The organism is Pseudomonas sp. GW821-FHT09C09, assembly GCF_059418105.1.
This window is the reverse complement of sequence record NZ_JBWKPF010000007.1, coordinates 204,289-224,030: the sequence shown is the minus strand read 5'-3', so window position 1 is coordinate 224,030 and position 19,742 is coordinate 204,289. Positions and strand designations below refer to the sequence as shown.

At 60.6% G+C, this 19,742-nt stretch carries 17 protein-coding genes; all 17 read right to left on the bottom strand.

Features of this window, described 5'->3' with window-relative positions; translation table 11 throughout:
• Positions 1 to 7 precede the first annotated feature (7 nt).
• Entirely contained in the window at positions 8 to 1,540 is a 1,533-nt protein-coding gene (gene nuoM, locus AC07NR_RS22285) for an NADH-quinone oxidoreductase subunit M (protein WP_007951464.1), read from the bottom strand.
• Positions 1,541 to 1,579: 39 nt separating this feature from the next.
• Positions 1,580 to 3,433 (bottom strand): NADH-quinone oxidoreductase subunit L, encoded by a 1,854-nt coding sequence (nuoL, locus tag AC07NR_RS22280; protein WP_495079480.1) that lies wholly within the window; start codon positions 3,431 to 3,433, stop codon positions 1,580 to 1,582.
• A complete protein-coding gene (nuoK, locus tag AC07NR_RS22275) occupies positions 3,430 to 3,738 on the bottom strand; it encodes an NADH-quinone oxidoreductase subunit NuoK (protein ID WP_003180046.1) in 309 nt (102 codons plus the stop codon). The genes nuoL and nuoK overlap by 4 nt, the downstream gene beginning before the upstream one ends.
• A gap of 3 nt (positions 3,739 to 3,741) precedes the next feature.
• Positions 3,742 to 4,242: an NADH-quinone oxidoreductase subunit J gene (gene nuoJ / locus AC07NR_RS22270; protein WP_085690004.1), complete on the bottom strand. Its 501-nt coding sequence runs from the start codon at positions 4,240 to 4,242 to the stop codon at positions 3,742 to 3,744.
• Between the two features lie 9 nt (positions 4,243 to 4,251).
• On the bottom strand, positions 4,252 to 4,800 hold the full coding sequence (nuoI, locus tag AC07NR_RS22265) for an NADH-quinone oxidoreductase subunit NuoI (RefSeq protein WP_007951461.1): 549 nt from the start codon (positions 4,798 to 4,800) through the stop codon (positions 4,252 to 4,254).
• 11 nt (positions 4,801 to 4,811) lie between these two features.
• Positions 4,812 to 5,819, bottom strand: a complete 1,008-nt coding sequence (gene nuoH / locus AC07NR_RS22260) for an NADH-quinone oxidoreductase subunit NuoH (RefSeq protein WP_007951460.1) — start codon at positions 5,817 to 5,819, stop codon at positions 4,812 to 4,814.
• Positions 5,816 to 8,530 carry an NADH-quinone oxidoreductase subunit NuoG gene (gene nuoG, locus AC07NR_RS22255; RefSeq protein WP_495079479.1) on the bottom strand — a complete coding sequence of 905 codons (2,715 nt, stop codon included), beginning with the start codon at positions 8,528 to 8,530 and terminating at the stop codon, positions 5,816 to 5,818. The genes nuoH and nuoG overlap by 4 nt, the downstream gene beginning before the upstream one ends.
• A 137-nt stretch (positions 8,531 to 8,667) precedes the next feature.
• A complete protein-coding gene (gene nuoF, locus AC07NR_RS22250) occupies positions 8,668 to 10,023 on the bottom strand; it encodes an NADH-quinone oxidoreductase subunit NuoF (RefSeq protein WP_064597744.1) in 1,356 nt (451 codons plus the stop codon).
• Positions 10,020 to 10,517 carry an NADH-quinone oxidoreductase subunit NuoE gene (gene nuoE, locus AC07NR_RS22245; RefSeq protein ID WP_003223804.1) on the bottom strand — a complete coding sequence of 166 codons (498 nt, stop codon included), beginning with the start codon at positions 10,515 to 10,517 and terminating at the stop codon, positions 10,020 to 10,022. Before nuoE ends, nuoF begins: the two co-directional genes overlap by 4 nt.
• A gap of 2 nt (positions 10,518 to 10,519) precedes the next feature.
• Positions 10,520 to 12,304: an NADH-quinone oxidoreductase subunit C/D gene (gene nuoC / locus AC07NR_RS22240; RefSeq protein WP_085745981.1), complete on the bottom strand. Its 1,785-nt coding sequence runs from the start codon at positions 12,302 to 12,304 to the stop codon at positions 10,520 to 10,522.
• Positions 12,305 to 12,374: 70 nt separating this feature from the next.
• Complete coding sequence (locus AC07NR_RS22235; RefSeq protein WP_007951456.1) at positions 12,375 to 13,049, bottom strand: NuoB/complex I 20 kDa subunit family protein; 675 nt, start codon at positions 13,047 to 13,049, stop codon at positions 12,375 to 12,377.
• Between the two features lie 10 nt (positions 13,050 to 13,059).
• Positions 13,060 to 13,473, bottom strand: coding sequence for an NADH-quinone oxidoreductase subunit A (locus AC07NR_RS22230; RefSeq protein WP_003223812.1), 414 nt, complete (start codon positions 13,471 to 13,473; stop codon positions 13,060 to 13,062).
• Positions 13,474 to 14,018: 545 nt separating this feature from the next.
• Positions 14,019 to 15,344 carry an isocitrate lyase gene (gene aceA, locus AC07NR_RS22225; protein WP_039767419.1) on the bottom strand — a complete coding sequence of 442 codons (1,326 nt, stop codon included), beginning with the start codon at positions 15,342 to 15,344 and terminating at the stop codon, positions 14,019 to 14,021.
• Between the two features lie 476 nt (positions 15,345 to 15,820).
• A complete protein-coding gene (locus AC07NR_RS22220) occupies positions 15,821 to 16,558 on the bottom strand; it encodes a secretin N-terminal domain-containing protein (protein ID WP_248741018.1) in 738 nt (245 codons plus the stop codon).
• Positions 16,559 to 16,690: 132 nt separating this feature from the next.
• Entirely contained in the window at positions 16,691 to 17,116 is a 426-nt protein-coding gene (locus AC07NR_RS22215; RefSeq protein WP_423203817.1) for a GNAT family N-acetyltransferase, read from the bottom strand.
• Complete coding sequence (locus AC07NR_RS22210; protein ID WP_114884016.1) at positions 17,109 to 18,284, bottom strand: ribosomal protein uL16 3-hydroxylase; 1,176 nt, start codon at positions 18,282 to 18,284, stop codon at positions 17,109 to 17,111. Before AC07NR_RS22210 ends, AC07NR_RS22215 begins: the two co-directional genes overlap by 8 nt.
• 86 nt (positions 18,285 to 18,370) lie before the next feature.
• A complete protein-coding gene (purB, locus tag AC07NR_RS22205) occupies positions 18,371 to 19,741 on the bottom strand; it encodes an adenylosuccinate lyase (protein WP_085712387.1) in 1,371 nt (456 codons plus the stop codon).
• Position 19,742 lies beyond the last annotated feature (1 nt).

The following is a 19,742-nucleotide window of genomic DNA, read 5'->3' as shown; positions in this document are numbered from 1 at the left end:
AGCGCTCTTACCGGGCCGAAGCGAGTTGAGTGAAGGCGGTGCCGAGCCACTGCTGCACGCCATGCATCGTGGCGGCAGAAGTGTCGAGGAACGGTTGCGGGTAGACGCCGAGGTAAATCAGCAGTACCGCAAGGCCCAGCACCATGATCAGTTCGCGACCGTCCATGCCGTGCAGGATCGAATCCGATTTGGACGGACCGAAGTAGGCACGGTGGATCATGATCAGCGAGTAGACCGAACCGAACACCAGACCGGAGGTGGCAATCGCGGTGATCCATGGCGCACTGGCGAAGGTGCCGATCAGGATCAGGAACTCGCCGACGAAGTTACCGGTGCCCGGCAGACCCAGGGAGGCGGCTGCGAAGAACAGGCTGATCGCCGGCAGGTAAGCGATACGCGACCACAGACCGCCCATCTCACGCATGTCGCGAGTGTGCAGGCGCTCGTACAGCTGACCGCTCAGGATAAACAGTGCCGCGGCCGACAGACCGTGGGCCAGCATCTGGATCACGGCGCCTTGCAGCGCCAGTTGGCTGCCGGAGTAGATGCCGATCAGTACGAAACCCATGTGGGAAACGGACGAGAAGGCGATCAGACGCTTGATGTCGGTTTGCGCGAACGCCAGGAACGCACCGTAGAAGATCCCGATCAGACCAAGGGTCATGGCGATCGGCGCGAATTCGGCCGAGGCGTTCGGGAACAGCGGCAGGGCGAAACGCAGCAGACCGTAGGCCGCGGTTTTCAGCAAGATACCGGCGAGGTCGACGGAACCTGCAGTCGGCGCCTGGGCGTGAGCGTCAGGCAGCCAGGAGTGGAACGGAACCACCGGCAGCTTGACCGCGAAGGCGATGAAGAAGCCGAGCATCAGGATGTACTCGGTGGTCATCGACATCTTGGTCTTCAACAGGTCGGCGTAGTTGAAGGTGATCACGCCGGTGCTGTTGTAGTTGACCAGTACCAGACCGAGGATCGCCACCAGCATGATCAGGCCGGAAGCCTGAGTGAAGATGAAGAACTTGGTCGCCGCGTAGATACGGGTTTTCTTGCCGTCCGAAGAACTGTGACCCCAGAGCGCGATGAGGAAGTACATCGGCACCAGCATCATTTCCCAGAAGAAGAAGAACATGAACAGGTCGAGGGCGAGGAACACGCCGACAACACCGCCCAGGATCCACATCAGGTTCAGGTGGAAGAAGCCAACGTGACGCTGGATCTCTTTCCACGAGCAAAGTACCGACAGGATACCCAGCAGACCGGTCAGCAGGATCATCAGCAGCGACAGGCCGTCGAGGGCCAGGTGCACGTTGATGCCGAAGCGCTGGATCCAGACGTGCTTGAACTCAAGCGCCCAGGTCGGATCGGCGCCAGGCGCCGGAGCAAATGAATAGTCACCGTGGGCCCACAGCCAGAGGCCGAGGGCGAGTTCCAGGGTCATGGTCAACAGCGCAATCCAGCGGGGGAGGGTAGCGCCGAAGCGCTCACCCATCCAGCACAGCAGGCCGCCGATGAAGGGGATCAGGATTAGCCAAGGCAGAATCATGACGGGCTCGTTTCCTTTCGCAAATTCGCAAGGTTCATATCAGACCGCTACCAGCACGACAGCGCCGATGACCAACACGGCACCAGCAGCCATCGAAGCAGCGTACCAACGCAGTTGACCGGTTTCGGTACGGCTCAGGGCGGTGTGACCCCCCTTGGCCATGCGCGGGATCAGACCGATGGTCTGGTCGAGCGGGTCTTTGCGCAGCATGTGGCTGATCGCAAGGTACGGCTTCACGAACAGTTTGTCGTAGATCCAGTCGAAGCCCCAGGCAGCGAACCACCAGGCCGAAAGGAAACGGCCGATGCCGCTGTTGGCGATCGCGGTCACGAAGCGACGCTTGCCGAGGAACAGCAGGGCCGCCAGCAGGATACCGGCCAGGGCGATGGCGCCCGAGGCGATTTCCAGGCTGTGCTTGGCTTCGCCACCGGCATGGCCAACGCTCTCAGGCAGTACGCCGTGCAGCGGTGGAACGATCATGGCGCCGACGAAAGTCGACAGCACGATCAGCACCGACAGTGGCAACCAGTGAGCGATGCCGTGACCGGCGTGAGCTTCGGTCTTGGCTTCACCATGGAACGCGATGAAGATCAGGCGGAAGGTGTACAGCGAGGTCATGAACGCACCGACCAGACCGGCGTACAACAGACCGTTGTGGCCGCTGGCGAACGCTTCCCAGAGGATTTCGTCCTTGGAGTAGAAACCTGCGGTCACCAGCGGCAGGGCGGCCAGAGCGGCACCACCGACGATGAAGCTGGCGTAGGCCAGCGGCAGTTTCTTCCACAGGCCGCCCATCTTGAAGATGTTCTGCTCGTGGTGGCAGGCAACGATCACCGCGCCGGACGCAAGGAACAGCAGGGCCTTGAAGAAGGCGTGGGTCATCAGGTGGAAGATCGCGCCTTCCCAGGCACCAACGCCCAGCGCCAGGAACATGTAGCCGATCTGGCTCATGGTCGAGTAGGCGAGGATACGTTTGATGTCGGTTTGAACCAGTGCGGCAAAACCTGCCAGAACCAGGGTCACACCGCCAACGATGCCGACCAGGTGCAGGATGTCCGGCGCCAGGGCGAACAGACCGTGGGTACGGGCGATCAGGTAGACACCCGCAGTAACCATGGTTGCAGCGTGGATCAGTGCCGAAACCGGGGTAGGACCGGCCATCGCGTCCGCGAGCCAGGTCTGCAGCGGCAGTTGAGCCGATTTACCGACCGCACCACCCAGCAGCATCAGGGTTGCCAGCACGATCCAGAAATCGCCGACCTTGAAGTGCTCAGGCGCCTTCACCAGCAGTTCCTGGACATTCAGCGTGCCCAGTTGCTGGAACAGGATGAACAGGCCGATCGCCATGAACACGTCGCCGATACGGGTGACGATGAAGGCTTTCAGTGCGGCGTTACCGTTGTTGCGGTTGCTGTAGTAGAAACCGATCAACAGGTACGAGCACAGGCCCACGCCTTCCCAACCGAAGTAGATGAACAGCAGGTTATCGCCCAGCACCAGGAACAGCATGCTGGCGATGAACAGGTTGGTGTAGGCGAAGAAGCGCGAGTAACCGGCTTCACCGCGCATGTACCAGGAGGCGAACAGGTGGATCAGGAAACCCACGCCGACCACCACACCCAGCATGGTCACGGACAGACCATCCAGGTACAGGGCGAAGTTAGGCTGGAAGCCTTCCACCGAGATCCACTTCCACAGTACGTGGACGTACACGCCACCTTCTGGTGGAGCGACGTTGAACTGCCAGATCACGTAGGCCGCGACGATGGCAGACAGGCCGATGGAGCCGACACCGATCAGCGCCGACAGGTTTTCCGAGAAGCGGCCGCGCGAGAACGACAGCAACAGGAACCCGATCAGAGGGAATACGAAAGTCAGAAAGAGTAGGTTCATCCGCGCATCTCACTGGCAGCGTCGATATCGAGCGTGTGGAAGCGGCGATACAGTTGCAGCAGGATCGCCAGGCCAATACTGGCTTCGGCGGCTGCCAGGCTGATCACCAGGATGAACATGATCTGTCCATCCGGTTGCGCCCAGCGGGCGCCCGCAACGATAAAAGCCAGTGCAGAGGCGTTCATCATCACTTCCAGACTCATCAACACGAACAAAATGTTGCGGCGGACCATCAGGCCGACCAGACCAAGGCAGAACAGGATGCCGGCAACCGCCAGACCATGTTCGAGAGGGATAGCAGGCATGTCTTACTCCTTCGCCTCGTTACGGCCCAAATGGAACGCCGTGACGGCTGCAGCGAGCAGCAGCATCGAGGCGAGTTCGACCACCAGCAGGTACGGACCGAACAGGCTGATGCCCACGGCCTTCGCGTCCACGGTGGTTTGACCGATGGCCTGACCGCTCTGGTGAGCGAACAGCACATACAGCAGTTCGGCCAGCAGCAGGGCGGCGAGAATCACCGGTCCTGCCCAGATGCCGGGCTTGAGCCAGGTGCGTTCCTGCTGAACCGAGGCCGGGCCCAGGTTCAGCATCATCACCACGAACACGAACAGCACCATGATGGCGCCGGCGTAGGCGATCACTTCCAGCACACCGGCGAACGGTGCGCCGAGGGCGAAGAAGGTCATGGCCACGGAGATCAGCGAAATGATCAGGTAGAGCAGGGCGTGCACAGGATTGGTGTTGGTGACCACACGCAGTGTGGACACAACAGCGATACCCGATGCGAAATAGAAAGCGAATTCCATCGTTCTTCCTTAAGGCAGCAAGCTCTTCACGTTGATCGGCTCGGCTTCGTTTTGTGCGGCGCCTTTCGGCTTGCCCGCAACGGCCATACCTGCAACACGATAGAAGTTGTAATCAGGGTTTTTGCCGGGGCCGGAGATCAGCAGATCTTCTTTCTCGTACACCAGGTCCTGACGTTTGAACTCGGCCATCTCGAAATCCGGCGTCAGCTGGATCGCGGTGGTCGGGCAGGCTTCCTCGCAGAGACCGCAGAAAATGCAGCGCGAGAAGTTGATACGGAAGAAGTCCGGGTACCAGCGACCGTCTTCGGTTTCAGCTTTCTGCAGCGAGATGCAACCCACCGGGCAGGCCACGGCGCACAGGTTGCAGGCTACGCAGCGTTCTTCGCCGTCGGGGTCGCGGGTCAGGACGATGCGGCCACGGTAGCGTGGTGGCAGGTAGACCGGCTCTTCCGGGTATTGCAGGGTGTCGCGCTTGCGAAAGCCATGGCCGAAGACCATGACCAGGCTGCGCAACTGGGTACCGGTACCCTTAACGATGTCGCCAATATATTTGAACATGGGTCAAATCCTCACTGAACCGCAACCGCAGGCGTGTTCCACAACACGATTGCAGCGGTCACCAGCAAATTGATCAGGGTCAGTGGCAGGCAGAATTTCCAGCTGAAATCCATCACCTGGTCATAACGCGGACGCGGGATGGAAGCGCGCAGCAGGATGAACAGCATGATGAAGAACGCGGTCTTCAATGCGAACCAGACGAAGGACAGTTGCGGCAGGATGCCGAACGGACCGTGCCAGCCACCGAAGAACAGGGTGACCAGCAGCGCCGAGATCAGGATGATGCCGATGTATTCACCGACGAAGAACATGCCCCATTTCATACCGGCGTATTCAATGTGGTAACCGTCGGCCAGTTCCTGTTCCGCTTCCGGCTGGTCGAACGGGTGACGGTGAGTCACGGCCACGCCAGCGATGAAGAAGGTACAGAAGCCGAAGAACTGCGGAATGATGAACCACAGGTTCTGCGCCTGGTACTCGACGATGTCGCGCATGTTGAACGAGCCGACCTGCACCACGATGCCCATCAGGGCCAGGCCCATGAACACTTCGTAGGACACGGTCTGCGCCGAGGCACGCAAGCTGCCCAGCAGGGCGAACTTGTTGTTACTCGACCAGCCGGCGAACAGCACCGCGTAGACCGACAGACCCGCCATGGCGAAGAAGAACAGCAGGCCGATGTTCAGATCCGCCACGCCCCAGGTCGGGGTGATCGGGATGATCGCGAACGCGATCAGCAGGGCGGACATGGCCACGACCGGTGCCAGGGTGAAGATCACCTTGTCGGCAAACGGCGGGGTCCAGTCTTCCTTGAAGAACATCTTCAGCATGTCGGCAGCGATCTGGAACATGCCGAACGGACCGACGCGGTTCGGACCGTAACGGTCCTGCCACCAGCCCAGCAGGCGACGCTCGACAAAGCTGAGCAACGCGCCTGCGACCACAACGGCCAGCAGGATCACGATGGCTTTGATGACCGTCAGGATCACATCGATCACTTCAGGGGTGAACCAGGTCATTGCGCTGCCTCCTGCAGACCATCAACGGATACGCCGGCGAATGCCGGTGGAATGCCGGCGATGCCCGCAGGCAATGCCACCAGACCTGCGCCCAGCTCTTCATTGATGCGCAGCGGCAGACGCAGGGTCTGGCCGGCAACGTTGAGGCTCAGCAGTGCGCCGTCGTTGACGCCCAGGCGATCGGCTTCGGACTTGGCCAGAGCGACGTAGGCCGCCGGGATGCGTTCCTGAACCGGAGCGGCTTTCGAAGAGTTCTCTTCGCTGCCGAACAGGTGGAAGAACGGCACGGCTTGCCAGGTGCCCGGCGCCGGGTTGAACGCACGTGGCGCAGCAGCGAACCAGGTCAGCGAATCACCGGTGCTTTCGATCAGACGAGTGCCCGGATCGCCAGCGCGCAGGTGACCACCGACTTCGTCCTGGAACTTGTTCCAGGCTTGCGGCGAGTTCCAGCCCGGCGACCAGGCGAACGGTACTTGCTGACGCGGTTCGGCGGAGCCCGAGTAACCTTCCATCGAGAAGGCGAACGCGGTGTCCTTGTCTTGCGGGGTGCGCGGTTCGTGAACGCTGATGTCGGCACGCATTGCGGTGCGACCGGAATAACGCAGCGGCTCGCGAGCCAGTTTCAGACCCTTGATGCGGAACGAGGCGGACGGCGCGGCGTCGACGATACGGGCCAGTTGCGTGGTGCTCGAAGCAACGGCAGCGGTCACGTGGTCGAGTTGCGTCCAGTCGATCGGCTGGTTCAGCAGGGTGGCGCGCAGGGCGTGCAGCCAGCGCCAGCCTTCGTGGACCAGAATGCTCGCGTCCATGTATTGCGGGTCGAAAACCTGGAAGAAGCGCTGGGCGCGGCCTTCCTGGCTGACCAGCGTACCGTCGCCTTCAGCGAAGCTGGCGGCTGGCAGAACCAGATGCGCGCGATCGCTGGTGGCAGTCTTCTGGTGGTCGGCAACGATCACTGTTTTCGCAGCGTTCAGTGCCGCATCGACCTTGGCTTTCGAGGTGCGGGTGTACAGATCGTTTTCCAGTACGACGATGGCGTCGGCCTTGCCGTCGATCACGGCTTGCAGCGCGGCATCAACCGATTCGCCACCGAGCATGGCCAGGCCGAGGCTGTTGGCTTCCGGCACGATCAGGCTGATCGAACCGTTCTTCTCGCGCAGCTTCAAGGCCTTGGCGATGTTCGCAGCTGCTTCGATCAGGGCTTTGGAGCCCAGCGAAGTGCCGGCGATGATCAGCGGACGCTTGGCGGCGAGCAGGGCGTCGGCGATGCGCTTGGCCAGTTCCAGGGCTTCGGCGTCCAGACCTTCGACGGCAGGGGCGCTGGCGTCCAGGGCGTGAGCCACGGCGAAACCGATGCGGGCCAGATCGTCAGGAGCGGCGTGTACACACTCTTCGGCGATGTCGTCGAGCTTGGTTTCAGCCAGGCTGGCGATGAACAGCGGGTTCAGCTCGTGCTGACCGATGTTCTTCACCGCGGCGTCGAGCCAAGGCTGAACGCGCATGGCTTCGGCCATGTCCTCGGCCTTGCCTTTTACCGACTGACGCAGGGCCAGGGCCATGCGGGCGGCGGTCTGGGTCAGGTCTTCACCGAGGACGAACACGGCGTCGTGGTCTTCGATGTCGCGCATGTTCGGCACTGGCAGCGGGCTATCTTTCAGCACTTGCAGGACCAGACGGATGCGTTCCAGTTCGGAGGCTTCGATACCGGAGTAGAAGTGCTCGGCGCCTACCAGTTCACGCAACGCGTAGTTGCTTTCGAGGCTGGCACGCGGCGAACCGATACCGACGATGTTGCGACCGCGCAGCAGGTCGGCGGCTTTGTCCAGCGCGTCGTCCAGGCTTAGTTTGGTGCCGTCGGCCAGCAATGGCTGACGTGGACGGTCGGTGCGGTTGACGTAGCCATAACCGAAACGGCCACGGTCGCACAGGAAGTACTGGTTCACCGAACCGTTGTAACGGTTTTCGATGCGACGCAGTTCGCCGTAACGCTCGCCCGGGGAGATGTTGCAACCGCTCGAGCAGCCATGGCAGATGCTCGGCGAGAACTGCATATCCCATTTGCGGTTGTAGCGCTCGGAGTGAGTCTTGTCGGTGAACACACCGGTCGGGCAGACCTCGGTGAGGTTGCCGGAGAACTCGCTTTCGAGGGTGCCGTCTTCAACGCGACCGAAGTACACGTTGTCGTGGGCGCCGTACACACCGAGGTCGGTGCCGCCGGCGTAGTCCTTGTAGAAACGCACGCAGCGGTAGCAAGCGATGCAGCGGTTCATTTCGTGGGAAATGAACGGGCCCAGTTGCTGATTCTGGTGGGTGCGTTTGGTGAAGCGATAACGGCGCTCGTTGTGGCCGGTCATCACAGTCATGTCTTGCAGGTGGCAGTGACCGCCTTCCTCGCAGACCGGGCAGTCGTGCGGGTGGTTGGTCATCAGCCATTCGACGACACTGGCGCGGAACGCCTTGGATTCTTCATCGTCGATGGAGATCCAGGTGTTGTCGGTGGCCGGGGTCATGCAGGACATGACGATGCGACCACGGGTGTCGTTCTCGTCGGTGTACTGCTTGACCGCGCACTGGCGGCAGGCCCCGACGCTACCAAGCGCGGGGTGCCAGCAGAAATAAGGGATGTCGAGGCCCAGCGACAGACATGCCTGTAACAGGTTGTCTGCCCCGTCGACTTCGAGCGCTTTGCCGTCTACGTGGATAGTGGCCATGGTTCAAAGGTCTTCGTTGGCCCGGTGTCAGCGGGCGTGGCTAATGGAATCTTGTTATCCGTCCGAATCCAGTCAGCCCCGAAAGGCGTCATCGGACGAAAGGCGAAGGGCACGGACCCTTCGCCTTTTTTAAGCGTTTACGCGCCGACTGTGATCGGCTTCGCCAGAGGCGGGACGGCGGCGCTTGCAGGCGCGATACCGGCTTCGAACTCTGGACGGAAGTATTTGATGGCACTGCCCAACGGCTCCACGGCACCCGGTGCGTGAGCACAGAAGGTCTTGCCCGGGCCGAGGAAGTTGACCAGACCCAGCAGGGTCTCGATGTCGCCTGGCTGGCCGCGGCCTTGTTCGATGGCCATCAGCAGCTTGACGCTCCATGGCAGGCCATCACGGCAAGGGGTGCAGAAACCGCAGGATTCGCGAGCGAAGAACTGCTCCATGTTGCGCAGCAGGGACACCATGTTGACGCTGTCGTCCACCGCCATGGCCAGGCCGGTACCCATACGGGTGCCCACTTTGGCGATGCCGCCGGCGTACATTTGTGCGTCGAGGTGTTCCGGCAACAGGAAACCGGTACCGGCGCCGCCTGGCTGCCAGGCCTTGAGCTTGTAACCGTCGCGCATGCCGCCGGCGTAGTCTTCGAACAGCTCGCGACCGGTCACGCCGAATGGCAGTTCCCACAGGCCCGGGTTCTTGACCTTGCCGGAGAAGCCCATGAGCTTGGTGCCCATGTCTTCGCTGCCGTCGCGGGCCAACGATTTGTACCAGTCCACGCCGTCGGCAATGATCGCCGGCACGTTGCACAGGGTTTCAACGTTGTTCACGCAGGTCGGCTTGCCCCACACGCCAACGGCGGCAGGGAAGGGCGGCTTGGAGCGCGGGTTGGCGCGGCGGCCTTCGAGGGAGTTGATCAGTGCGGTTTCTTCACCGCAGATGTAACGCCCGGCACCGGTGTGGACGAACAGCTCGAAATCGAAGCCGCTGCCCAGGATGTTTTTGCCCAGCAGGCCCGCTGCCTTGGCTTCTTCCACGGCACGGTTCAGGTGCTTGGCGGCGGTGGTGTACTCGCCACGCAGGAAGATGTAGCCACGGTAGGTTTTCAGCGCGCGAGCACTGATCAGCATGCCTTCGATCAGCAGATGGGGCAGTTGCTCCATCAGCATGCGGTCTTTCCAGGTGTTCGGCTCCATTTCATCCGCGTTGCACAGCAGGTAGCGGATGTTGATGGATTCGTCTTTTGGCATCAGGCCCCACTTCACGCCAGTGGGGAAGCCTGCACCGCCGCGACCCTTGAGGCCGGCGTCTTTCACGGTCTGGACGATGGCGTCCTGATCCATGTCAGCGAAGGCCTTGCGCGCAGCGGCGTAACCGTTCTTGGCCTGGTACTCGTCGAGCCACACGGCTTCGCCGTCGTCACGCAGGCGCCAGGTCAGCGGGTGAGTCTCGGCCGAACGCTGGATGCGGTTGGCAGGACCGAAAGAGGTCAGGGTCATACGTAGCCCTCGAGCAGTTTGGCGACGCCGGCAGGCTGGACATCGCCAAAGGTGTCGTCATCGATCATCAGCGCCGGTGCCTTGTCGCAGTTGCCGAGGCAGCAGACCGGCAGCAGGGTGAAACGACCGTCGGCGGTGGTCTGACCCAGGCCGATACCCAGGTTGTTCTGGATTTCGCTGACCACCGACTCGTGGCCGCCGATGTAGCAGACCATGCTGTCGCAGACGCGAATGATGTGGCGGCCGACCGGCTGACGGAAGATCTGGCTGTAGAACGTGGCCACGCCTTCAACGTCGCTGGCAGGGATGCCGAGGATCTCGCCGATGGCGTACAGAGCGCCGTCCGGCACCCAGCCGCGTTCCTTCTGAACGATCTTCAGGGCTTCGATCGACGCCGCGCGCGGGTCTTCGTAGTGATGCAGCTCGTGCTCGATGGCCGAGCGCTCGGTTTCACTCAGGGTGAAACGGTCTGTCTGGATAAGCGTGCTGTTCATGCTTAGCGGTCCACGTCGGCCATAACGAAGTCGATACTACCCAGGTACGCAATCAGGTCCGCGACCATGCTGCCTTTGATCACCGAAGGGATCTGTTGCAGATGCGGGAAGCTCGGAGTGCGGATCCGGGTACGGTAGCTCATGGTGCCGCCGTCGCTCGTCAGGTAATAACTGTTGATGCCCTTGGTCGCTTCGATCATCTGGAAGGATTCGTTGGCCGGCATGACCGGGCCCCACGAAACCTGCAGGAAGTGCGTGATCAGGGTTTCGATGTGCTGCAGCGTGCGCTCTTTCGGCGGCGGCGTGGTCAGCGGGTGATCCGCCTTGTACGGGCCTTCCGGCATGTTGCGCAGGCACTGGTCGATGATCTTGACGCTCTGGCGCATCTCTTCGACGCGAACCATGCAGCGGTCGTAGGCATCGCCGTTGGCGGCCAGCGGAACTTCGAACTCGAAGTTCTCGTAGCCGGAGTACGGACGCGCTTTACGCAGGTCGAAGTCGCAACCGGTGGAACGCAAGCCGGCACCGGTGACGCCCCATTCCAGGGCCTCTTTGGTGTTGTACTGGGCAACGCCGATGGTACGACCCTTGAGGATGCTGTTCTGCAGGGCGGCCTTGGTGTATTCGTCGAGGCGCTTTGGCAGCCACTCAACGAAGTCTTTCACCAGTTTTTCCCAGCCGCGCGGCAGGTCGTGGGCGACGCCACCGATGCGGTACCAGGCCGGGTGCAGACGGAAACCGGTGATGGCTTCGATCACCGTGTACGCCTTCTGGCGGTCGGTGAAGGTGAAGAACACCGGAGTCATGGCGCCAACGTCCTGAATGTAGGTACCCAGGAACAGCAGGTGGCTGGTGATCCGGAAGAACTCGGCCATCATGATACGGATGACGTCGACCTTCTCCGGCACCTTGATGCCGGCCAGCTTCTCGACCGAGAGCACGTACGGCAGGTTGTTCATCACGCCGCCGAGGTAGTCGATACGGTCGGTGTACGGAATGAAGCTGTGCCAGGACTGACGCTCGGCCATCTTCTCGGCGCCACGGTGGTGGTAGCCGATGTCCGGAACGCAGTCGACGATCTCTTCACCGTCCAGTTGCAGGATGATACGGAACGCACCGTGAGCCGAAGGGTGGTTCGGACCCAGGTTGAGGAACATGTAGTCCTCGTTCGGGCCGGAGCGCTTCATGCCCCAGTCTTCAGGACGGAAGCGTGCGGCTTCTTCCTCGAGCTGTTGCTTGGCCAGGTTCAGGCTGAACGGATCGAATTCGGTGGCGCGCGCCGGGAAGTCCTTGCGCAGCGGGTGACCTTCCCAGGTCGGCGGCATCATGATGCGCGACAGGTGAGGGTGACCTTTGAAGTCGATGCCGTACATGTCCCAGACTTCACGCTCGTACCAGTTGGCGTTCGGCCAGATGCTGGTGACGGTCGGCAAGCTGAGGTCGCTCTCGGACAAGGCGACCTTGATCATCACGTCACTATTACGTTCCAGCGACATGAGGTGATAGAACACGGTGAAGTCGGCGCCCGATGGCAGCCCTTGACGCTTGGTGCGCAGACGCTCGTCCACGCCGTGCAGGTCATAGAGCATGACGTACGGCTTGGGCAGGTTGCGCAGGAAAGTCAGGACTTCAACGAGTTTGGCGCGGGCCACCCACAGCACCGGCATGCCGGTGCGGGTCGGCTGAGCGGTGAACGCTTCGGCGCCAAAACGGTTGTTCAGTTCGACGACCACATCCTGGTCGTCTGCCTTGTAAGGCGGGATGTACAGAGCACTGCCTGTAGTCATGGTTATTTTTTCGCTTTCGGTCAACGTAAAGAATGAAGCCAGCTTCTCGTTTCTTTGAAACAGATCTGGATCAGACTTCGTCAGGGCTACGCAGATTGGTGACTGCGATTCGCTGTTCGCGGCGCTGTTCCTTCTGCGAAGGCATGTCGGCGCGATAAACGCCTTGATCGCCAACGACCCAGGAAAGTGGGCGACGCTCCTGGCCAATGGATTCCTGCAACAGCATCAAGCCTTGCAGAAATGCTTCTGGACGGGGCGGGCAGCCAGGTACGTAGACGTCCACGGGCAGGAACTTGTCCACCCCTTGAACCACGGAGTAGATGTCGTACATGCCACCGGAGTTGGCGCACGAACCCATGGAGATAACCCATTTCGGCTCGAGCATCTGCTCGTAGAGACGCTGAATGATCGGCGCCATCTTGATGAAGCAGGTCCCGGCGATAACCATGAAGTCAGCCTGACGCGGTGATGCCCGGATAACTTCGGCGCCGAAGCGCGCGATGTCGTGGGGCGCCGTGAAGGCGGTGGTCATTTCCACATAGCAGCACGAAAGACCGAAGTTGTACGGCCACAGGGAGTTCTTACGTCCCCAGTTGACCGCGCCACTCAGCACGTCTTCCAGCTTGCCCATGAAAATGTTTTTGTGGACTTGATCTTCTAACGGATCGGAAACGGTTTCCCGCTGGCCGATCGGATACTGCTCGTTAGGAGCATCGGGGTCGATTCTGGTGAGATTGTATTGCATTGCCAAAGCCTCATTGTTTCAGCTTCGCCTGCCGCTTGCGACGAGCTTCCGGAGCCCAGTCAAGGGCGCCCACTCGGAACAGGTAGACAAGACCTGCCAACAGAATTGCTATGAAAACGAGAGCTTCGACGAATCCGGTCCAGCCGCTTTCGCGGACGGACACAGACCATGCAAAGAGAAAGAGGGCTTCGATATCGAAGATCACGAACAGCATCGCGACCAGATAGAATTTGGCTGAGAGCCGCAAGCGGGCGCCACCGGTAGGTAGCATGCCGGACTCGAACGGTTCGTTTTTGCTGCGGCCCCAGGCTTTTGACCCGAGGAGGCTGGAGACGCCGAGCATGAAGGCACACAGGCCGACTACACCCAGAAGGAAAATGGCAAAGCCCCAGTTGTGGGCCATGAGTCCTGTCGCTTCGGGCATGCTGGAAATCCTTAACAGAGAGCAAAGGTCTCTGAGCTTGATAAAGAAATAAGGCAGTGACGATATGTCGCAGCAATCAATCGCGCTGATTTTATGGCTAAACACCCTGCAAGTAAAATTCCTATAGCGAAATTATTTATTGGAATAAGGACATAGCGCACCTCTATGGCCCTGTAGCCCAAGCGTTGCGGGCATTAGCCGGGATTTCACGAATTATGTTTTGTAGGAAATGTAACGAACATAGTTGCTGCTAAATGATAATTAATATCGTTTGAGGCGGTTTTGTAACTGTTCAGCGAGTGGGCAGTTGGGAAGTTGTCTTATATCCGCGTTACTGCAAGTAGCGGCGGCGCCCGTTTTACCCGATTTTTGTCGTGCGAATACCGCTCTGGATCAATGTTTCGCCTGAAAGGCTGTGCCAGCTCTGCGGCGTTCAGCAGGTCGCAGGCAAAAAAACGCCCCGAACCAGTCGGGGCGTCAGTCTTTCGGCAATGCGGTTAGCTTTCTATACGGTCCGCAAAGGCCGTTTGCTCAGGCGAAGTCGATCAGTGGAACTGTTCTTCTTCGGTCGAACCGGTCAGCGCGGTCACCGAGGACGTGCCGCCCTGGATCACGGTGGTCATGTCGTCGAAGTAGCCGGTGCCCACTTCCTGCTGGTGAGCCACGAAGGTGTAACCCTTGGCGGCGTCAGCGAATTCCTGCTCCTGCAGCTTCACGTAGGCAGTCATGTCGTTGCGGGCGTAGTCGTGCGCCAGGTTGAACATGCTGTGCCACATGTTGTGAATGCCGGCCAGGGTGATGAACTGGTGCTTGTAACCCATGGCGGACAGTTCGCGCTGGAACTTGGCGATGGTCGCGTCGTCCAGGTTTTTCTTCCAGTTGAAGGAAGGCGAGCAGTTGTACGACAGGATCTGGTCCGGGTATTCCTTCTTGATCGCTTCGGCGAAGCGACGGGCTTCTTCCAGGTCCGGTTTGGCGGTTTCGCACCAGATCAGGTCAGCGTACGGCGCGTAGGCCAGGCCACGGGCGATTGCCTGGTCCAGACCGGCACGCACCTTGTAGAAACCTTCCTGAGTGCGGGTGCCGGTTACGAACGGCTGGTCGTACGGGTCGCAGTCGGAAGTCAGCAGGTCGGCAGCGTTGGCGTCGGTACGGGCCAGGATGATGGTCGGTACACCGGCAACGTCGGCAGCCAGACGAGCAGCGGTCAGCTTCTGTACGGCTTCCTGGGTTGGCACCAGAACCTTGCCGCCCATGTGGCCGCATTTCTTCACGGAAGCCAGCTGGTCTTCGAAGTGAACGCCGGCGGCGCCTGCTTCGATCATGCTCTTCATCAGCTCGTAGGCGTTCAGTACGCCGCCGAAACCGGCTTCGGCATCAGCCACGATTGGCGCGAAGTAGTCGATGTAGCCTTCGTCGCCCGGGTTCTTGCCGGCTTTCCACTGGATCTGGTCGGCACGACGGAACGAGTTGTTGATACGCTTGACCACGGTTGGAACCGAGTCCACCGGGTACAGCGACTGGTCCGGGTACATCGATTCGGCGGAGTTGTTGTCCGCAGCGACTTGCCAGCCCGACAGGTAGATCGCCTGGATACCGGCTTTGACCTGCTGCACAGCCTGGCCGCCGGTCAGGGCGCCCATGCAGTTGACGAAATCTTTCTCTGGGCGGAAGGACGGCTTGGCACCCTGGGTGACCAGGTTCCACAGCTTCTCGGCGCCCATTTTCGCAAAAGTGTGCTCTGGTTGAACCGAGCCACGCAGACGGACGACGTCAGCAGCGGAGTAATTGCGAGTCACGCCTTTCCAGCGCGGGTTTTCAGCCCAGTCTTTTTCAAGGGCTGCAATTTGCTGTTCGCGTGTCAGTGCCATGGAGATAAACCTCGTCGCGTCTTTATGAAAAGTTGTTCTGCGGTGGAAAATTCCTTGCGCTCGCTGACCAGAAGCTTAGGTGGTCAGGTCGGGTTCGGCGGGGCAGGCGACGGGATGAACGATGGGCTCGAGGGGAAGTGAGCAGGTAAAGGCGAACTGGCGGGCGCATTAGGGCGTCGTGGGCCTTTGTGCGAACTACAGTGTAAAGCCGGGTTACCTAATTACGCTTCCGTCCCTCGGGACAACTTCGTTCCAGTCGGCAACCTCGTCAAACACACCTTGTGGGCGGTACAGACACGAAACGGCTCGCGGGGATGGGTGCGAGCATCGCTTCGAAGGCCCTTGCCAGGGCCTCTGATTAGCGGGAGCGAGGCCATCATGCCTTCGCTTTTTTGGCTCGTCAAACGTTTTGTAGTGCTTTTTTTAAAGCACTACATCTTTCGTCTAATACGACTAATCAGTCAGTTTTTGGTGCTTTAGTCCAGCGTGTCGACTTTCACCCGCAACGTCATGTCATCCCGGCCTTGAGTCGAGTAGCTGCGGGCCAGGCCCTGTTTGTCGGCCTGAGTCTCGCGGTTCACGCCGGCGAGGGTGATCCACTCGCCCAGGCGGCCTGTGACAGTTGTGTCGGTGCTTTGCACGTTCACTACATCGGGACGTTCCTGGCTCATGCGGTCACGGTTTGTACTGATTGCCAGGTGAACGGTGTCACCGGTGACGCTGGCGGTGACATAGAAGCCCTGGGTGACGTTGCGATATTGGGTCTGGCTGCTGTAATCGCCGTAGGAGTTGGTCTGGCTGCTGGTGATCGGCACGCTCTGGCCGACCTGGATCAGGGCGGGCGCACCTTCACTGGCCTGAATCTGCTGAATGCCGCCGTCACGGCTGGCGGTGCTGTAGTTGATGATTCTGGTTTGCTGGTCGCCGGTGTTCTGCTGGTTGTTTTCGTTGGTGTCGACGGTGATCAGCAGGCGTTTGGGGGCGGTATCGAGCTGGGTGAGCAGGGCTTTCAATTCCTGGATCTTGTCCGGCTCGGCCTTGACGATCAGTTGATTGCCATAGGCGCTGACCTGGCCGTCCTTGCCGATGAAGTCCTGGGCCACCGGCAGCATGTCGGCGCTGGTGTGGTACTTGAGGGGCACGATTTCTGTGGCTGCCATCACCGAAAAACTGCAACCGAGCAGCAGGGTGGTGAGCAGGGTGCGTAGGGACATGTCCGTTATCTCCGCTTTCGAAAGGCTTGATATTGCCAGTTTGTCGGCCCGGGGTGGGGCAAGTTGAATCCTAGACAGCAAAACGCCCCGGCATCGGTCAATGGCGGGGCGTTTTGTGGTGCTCATCTAGCGTTATGCCGAATGACGAACCATGTCGACATGCGGAATCCCTGCTTCCAGGAATTCCTCGCTGATCAGATTGAACCCCAGACGCTCATAGAACGCCGTGGCCTGCACCTGCGCGCTAAGCATCTGCTGCTTCAGGCCGCGAGCTTCAGCTTCGGCGATGACCGCTTGCATCAGCGCATCGCCGACCTTCAGTCCGCGCCAGTCCTTGAGCACTGAAACCCGGCCGATGTGCCCGTCGGGCAGCAGGCGGGCGGTGCCGATCGGAAAGTCGCCTTCGAAGGCCAGGAAATGCACCGCCGTGGCATCATCGGCGTCCCACTCAAGCTCGGGTGGAACAGATTGTTCGGCAATGAACACCGTTTCGCGAATGCGGCGGATCTCGGCGTTGTCCTTTTGCCAGTCTGCAACACGTACGCGAATCTTATTCATCGTCGGCGAACCCCAGGCTGCCCTGTTTGACCAGTTCGCACAGCAGGCCACGACCGTCTTCGTCGCTCAGCCAGTCGCCGAGGTTGTCGGTGTGCAGGGCGTCAGCCGAGCAGATCAGCTTCAGCAGCTCGCGCAGCTTGCCCGGCAGGTAACGGCTCTGACCGCTGGCGAACAGCAGCAGATCGTCATCGACTTCCGACCACGCCAGGCGTGCACTCGGGTTGCGGATCAGGATGGCGCCGTCTTCGAGGGCGCTGAGGAAGTCTTCTTCTTCGACTTCTTCCGGGCCGACCACCAGCTCTGGATAACGCGGCTCGGTCATGTACTGGCCGAACCAGGTCAGCAGCAGGCGTTCGTCGCTCATGTGCTCGGCGAGCAGTGCCTTCAGGCGGCCGAGTGCATCGTGCTGGATCTGGTGCGGATCATCGCTGACCGGCTTCGCATCGGCATCGGTGTAACGCTCTTCGTCAGTCAGGAACTGGCTGAGGAAGTCGGTGAAGTGGGTCAGCACTTCGGCGGCGCTTGGTGCGCGGAAGCCGACCGAGTAGGTCATGCAGTCATCGACGGCAACGCCGCAGTGAGCCAGGCGCGGCGGCAGGTAGAGCATGTCGCCCGGTTCCAGGACCCACTCTTCAGTCTCGTGGAATTCGGCGAGGATGCGCAGGTCTGCATGTTGCAGCAGCGGGCTCTCGGAATCGCACATCTGGCCGATTTTCCAGTTGCGCTTGCCGTGGCCTTGCAGCAGGAACACGTCGTAGTTGTCGAAGTGCGGGCCAACGCTGCCACCCGGGGCGGCGAAGCTGATCATCACGTCATCGACGCGCCAGCTCGGCAGGAAGCGGAAGTTTTCCAGCAGCTCGCTGACTTCCGGCACGAACTGATCGACCGCCTGCACCAGCAGGGTCCACTCGCGCTCCGGCAGTTTGCTGAATTCGTCTTCGGCGAACGGGCCGCGGCGCAGTTCCCATGGGCGCTCGCCATGTTCGATCACCAGGCGCGATTCGACTTCTTCTTCCAGGGCCAGGCCGGCGAGTTCGTCGGCGTCGATCGGGCTTTCGAAATCGGGAATCGCCTGACGGATCAGCAGTGGCTTTTTCTGCCAGTAGTCGCGCATGAACTCGCGCGCCGTGAGACCACCCAGAAGTTGAAGAGGAATATCGGGATTCATATGTAACCTATTGAAAAAAAGCATTTTTCAGACGGGAATAAAAACGCCCGGCGCGGCCGGGCGTCTCAAACGGGTCAAGCAGTCGATCAGATGCGTTTGGCTTGCGCTACAGCGTTGCCGATGTAGTTGGCCGGGGTCAGTTGCTTGAGCTCGGCTTTCGCCGCGGCCGGCATGTCCAGGCCATCGATGAAAGTCTGCAGCGCTTCAGGGCTGATGCCCTTGCCGCGGGTCAGTTCTTTCAGCTTCTCGTACGGGTTCTCGATGTTGTAGCGGCGCATCACGGTCTGGATCGGCTCGGCCAGGACTTCCCAGCAAGCGTCCAGATCGGCAGCAATCTTGTCAGCGTTCAGTTCGAGTTTGCTGATGCCTTTGAGGCTGGCTTCGTACGCGATCACGCTGTGAGCGAAGCCGACGCCGAGGTTACGCAGCACGGTGGAGTCGGTCAGGTCGCGCTGCCAGCGGGAGATCGGCAGTTTGCTCGCCAGGTGCTGGAACAGCGCGTTGGCGATGCCCAGGTTGCCTTCGGAGTTTTCGAAGTCGATCGGGTTGACCTTGTGCGGCATGGTCGACGAACCGATTTCGCCGGCGATGGTGCGCTGCTTGAAGTACCCCAGGGAGATGTAGCCCCAGATGTCGCGGTCGAAGTCGATCAGGATGGTGTTGAAGCGCGCAATGGCGTCGAACAGCTCGGCGATGTAGTCGTGCGGCTCGATCTGCGTGGTGTACGGGTTGAAGGCCAGGCCCAGCTCGTCTTCGATGAAGGCGCGGGCGTTGGCTTCCCAGTCGATCTGCGGGTAGGCCGACAGGTGAGCGTTGTAGTTGCCGACAGCGCCGTTGATCTTGCCCAGCAGCGGAACGGCAGCGACCTGAGCGATCTGACGCTCGAGGCGGTAAACCACGTTCGCCAGCTCTTTGCCCAGAGTGGTCGGGGAAGCCGGCTGACCGTGGGTACGCGACAGCATCGGTACGTCGGCAAAGCGCAGGGCCAGTTCGCGGATGGCGTTGGCGGTCTGGCGCATCAGCGGCAGCATCACGTCGTCACGGCCTTCGCGCAGCATCAGGGCGTGGGACAGGTTGTTGATGTCCTCGCTGGTGCAGGCGAAGTGGATGAACTCGCTGACCTTGGCCAGTTCCGGCAGCTTGGCCGCCTGCTCCTTGAGCAGGTACTCGATCGCCTTCACGTCGTGGTTGGTGGTGCGCTCGATCTCTTTCACGCGCTCGGCGTGCTCCAGCGAGAAGTTTTCGGCCAGTTCGTTCAGAACGGCGTTGGCTTCGGCGGAGAAGGCTGGCACTTCCGGGATGCCGGCGTGAGCGGCCAGGCGCTGGAGCCAGCGCACTTCAACCAGAACGCGGGCACGGATCAGGCCGTACTCGCTGAAAATCGGGCGCAGGGCCTGGGTTTTGCCGGCGTAGCGGCCGTCAACAGGGGAAACCGCAGTGAGCGAAGAGAGCTGCATG

What these genes read in the sequence shown, in the direction of transcription:
- nuoM (WP_007951464.1), bottom strand. Translation starts at nt 1,540, where the DNA reads ATGATTCTGCCTTGGCTAATCCTGATCCCCTTCATCGGCGGCCTGCTG.
- nuoL (WP_495079480.1), bottom strand. Translation starts at nt 3,433, where the DNA reads ATGAACCTACTCTTTCTGACTTTCGTATTCCCTCTGATCGGGTTCCTG.
- nuoK (WP_003180046.1), bottom strand. Translation starts at nt 3,738, where the DNA reads ATGCCTGCTATCCCTCTCGAACATGGTCTGGCGGTTGCCGGCATCCTG.
- nuoJ (WP_085690004.1), bottom strand. Translation starts at nt 4,242, where the DNA reads ATGGAATTCGCTTTCTATTTCGCATCGGGTATCGCTGTTGTGTCCACA.
- nuoI (WP_007951461.1), bottom strand. Translation starts at nt 4,800, where the DNA reads ATGTTCAAATATATTGGCGACATCGTTAAGGGTACCGGTACCCAGTTG.
- nuoH (WP_007951460.1), bottom strand. Translation starts at nt 5,819, where the DNA reads ATGACCTGGTTCACCCCTGAAGTGATCGATGTGATCCTGACGGTCATC.
- nuoG (WP_495079479.1), bottom strand. Translation starts at nt 8,530, where the DNA reads ATGGCCACTATCCACGTAGACGGCAAAGCGCTCGAAGTCGACGGGGCA.
- nuoF (WP_064597744.1), bottom strand. Translation starts at nt 10,023, where the DNA reads ATGACCCTGACCTCTTTCGGTCCTGCCAACCGCATCCAGCGTTCGGCC.
- nuoE (WP_003223804.1), bottom strand. Translation starts at nt 10,517, where the DNA reads ATGAACAGCACGCTTATCCAGACAGACCGTTTCACCCTGAGTGAAACC.
- nuoC (WP_085745981.1), bottom strand. Translation starts at nt 12,304, where the DNA reads ATGACTACAGGCAGTGCTCTGTACATCCCGCCTTACAAGGCAGACGAC.
- AC07NR_RS22235 (WP_007951456.1), bottom strand. Translation starts at nt 13,049, where the DNA reads ATGCAATACAATCTCACCAGAATCGACCCCGATGCTCCTAACGAGCAG.
- AC07NR_RS22230 (WP_003223812.1), bottom strand. Translation starts at nt 13,473, where the DNA reads ATGCCCGAAGCGACAGGACTCATGGCCCACAACTGGGGCTTTGCCATT.
- aceA (WP_039767419.1), bottom strand. Translation starts at nt 15,344, where the DNA reads ATGGCACTGACACGCGAACAGCAAATTGCAGCCCTTGAAAAAGACTGG.
- AC07NR_RS22220 (WP_248741018.1), bottom strand. Translation starts at nt 16,558, where the DNA reads ATGTCCCTACGCACCCTGCTCACCACCCTGCTGCTCGGTTGCAGTTTT.
- AC07NR_RS22215 (WP_423203817.1), bottom strand. Translation starts at nt 17,116, where the DNA reads ATGAATAAGATTCGCGTACGTGTTGCAGACTGGCAAAAGGACAACGCC.
- AC07NR_RS22210 (WP_114884016.1), bottom strand. Translation starts at nt 18,284, where the DNA reads ATGAATCCCGATATTCCTCTTCAACTTCTGGGTGGTCTCACGGCGCGC.
- purB (WP_085712387.1), bottom strand. Translation starts at nt 19,741, where the DNA reads ATGCAGCTCTCTTCGCTCACTGCGGTTTCCCCTGTTGACGGCCGCTAC.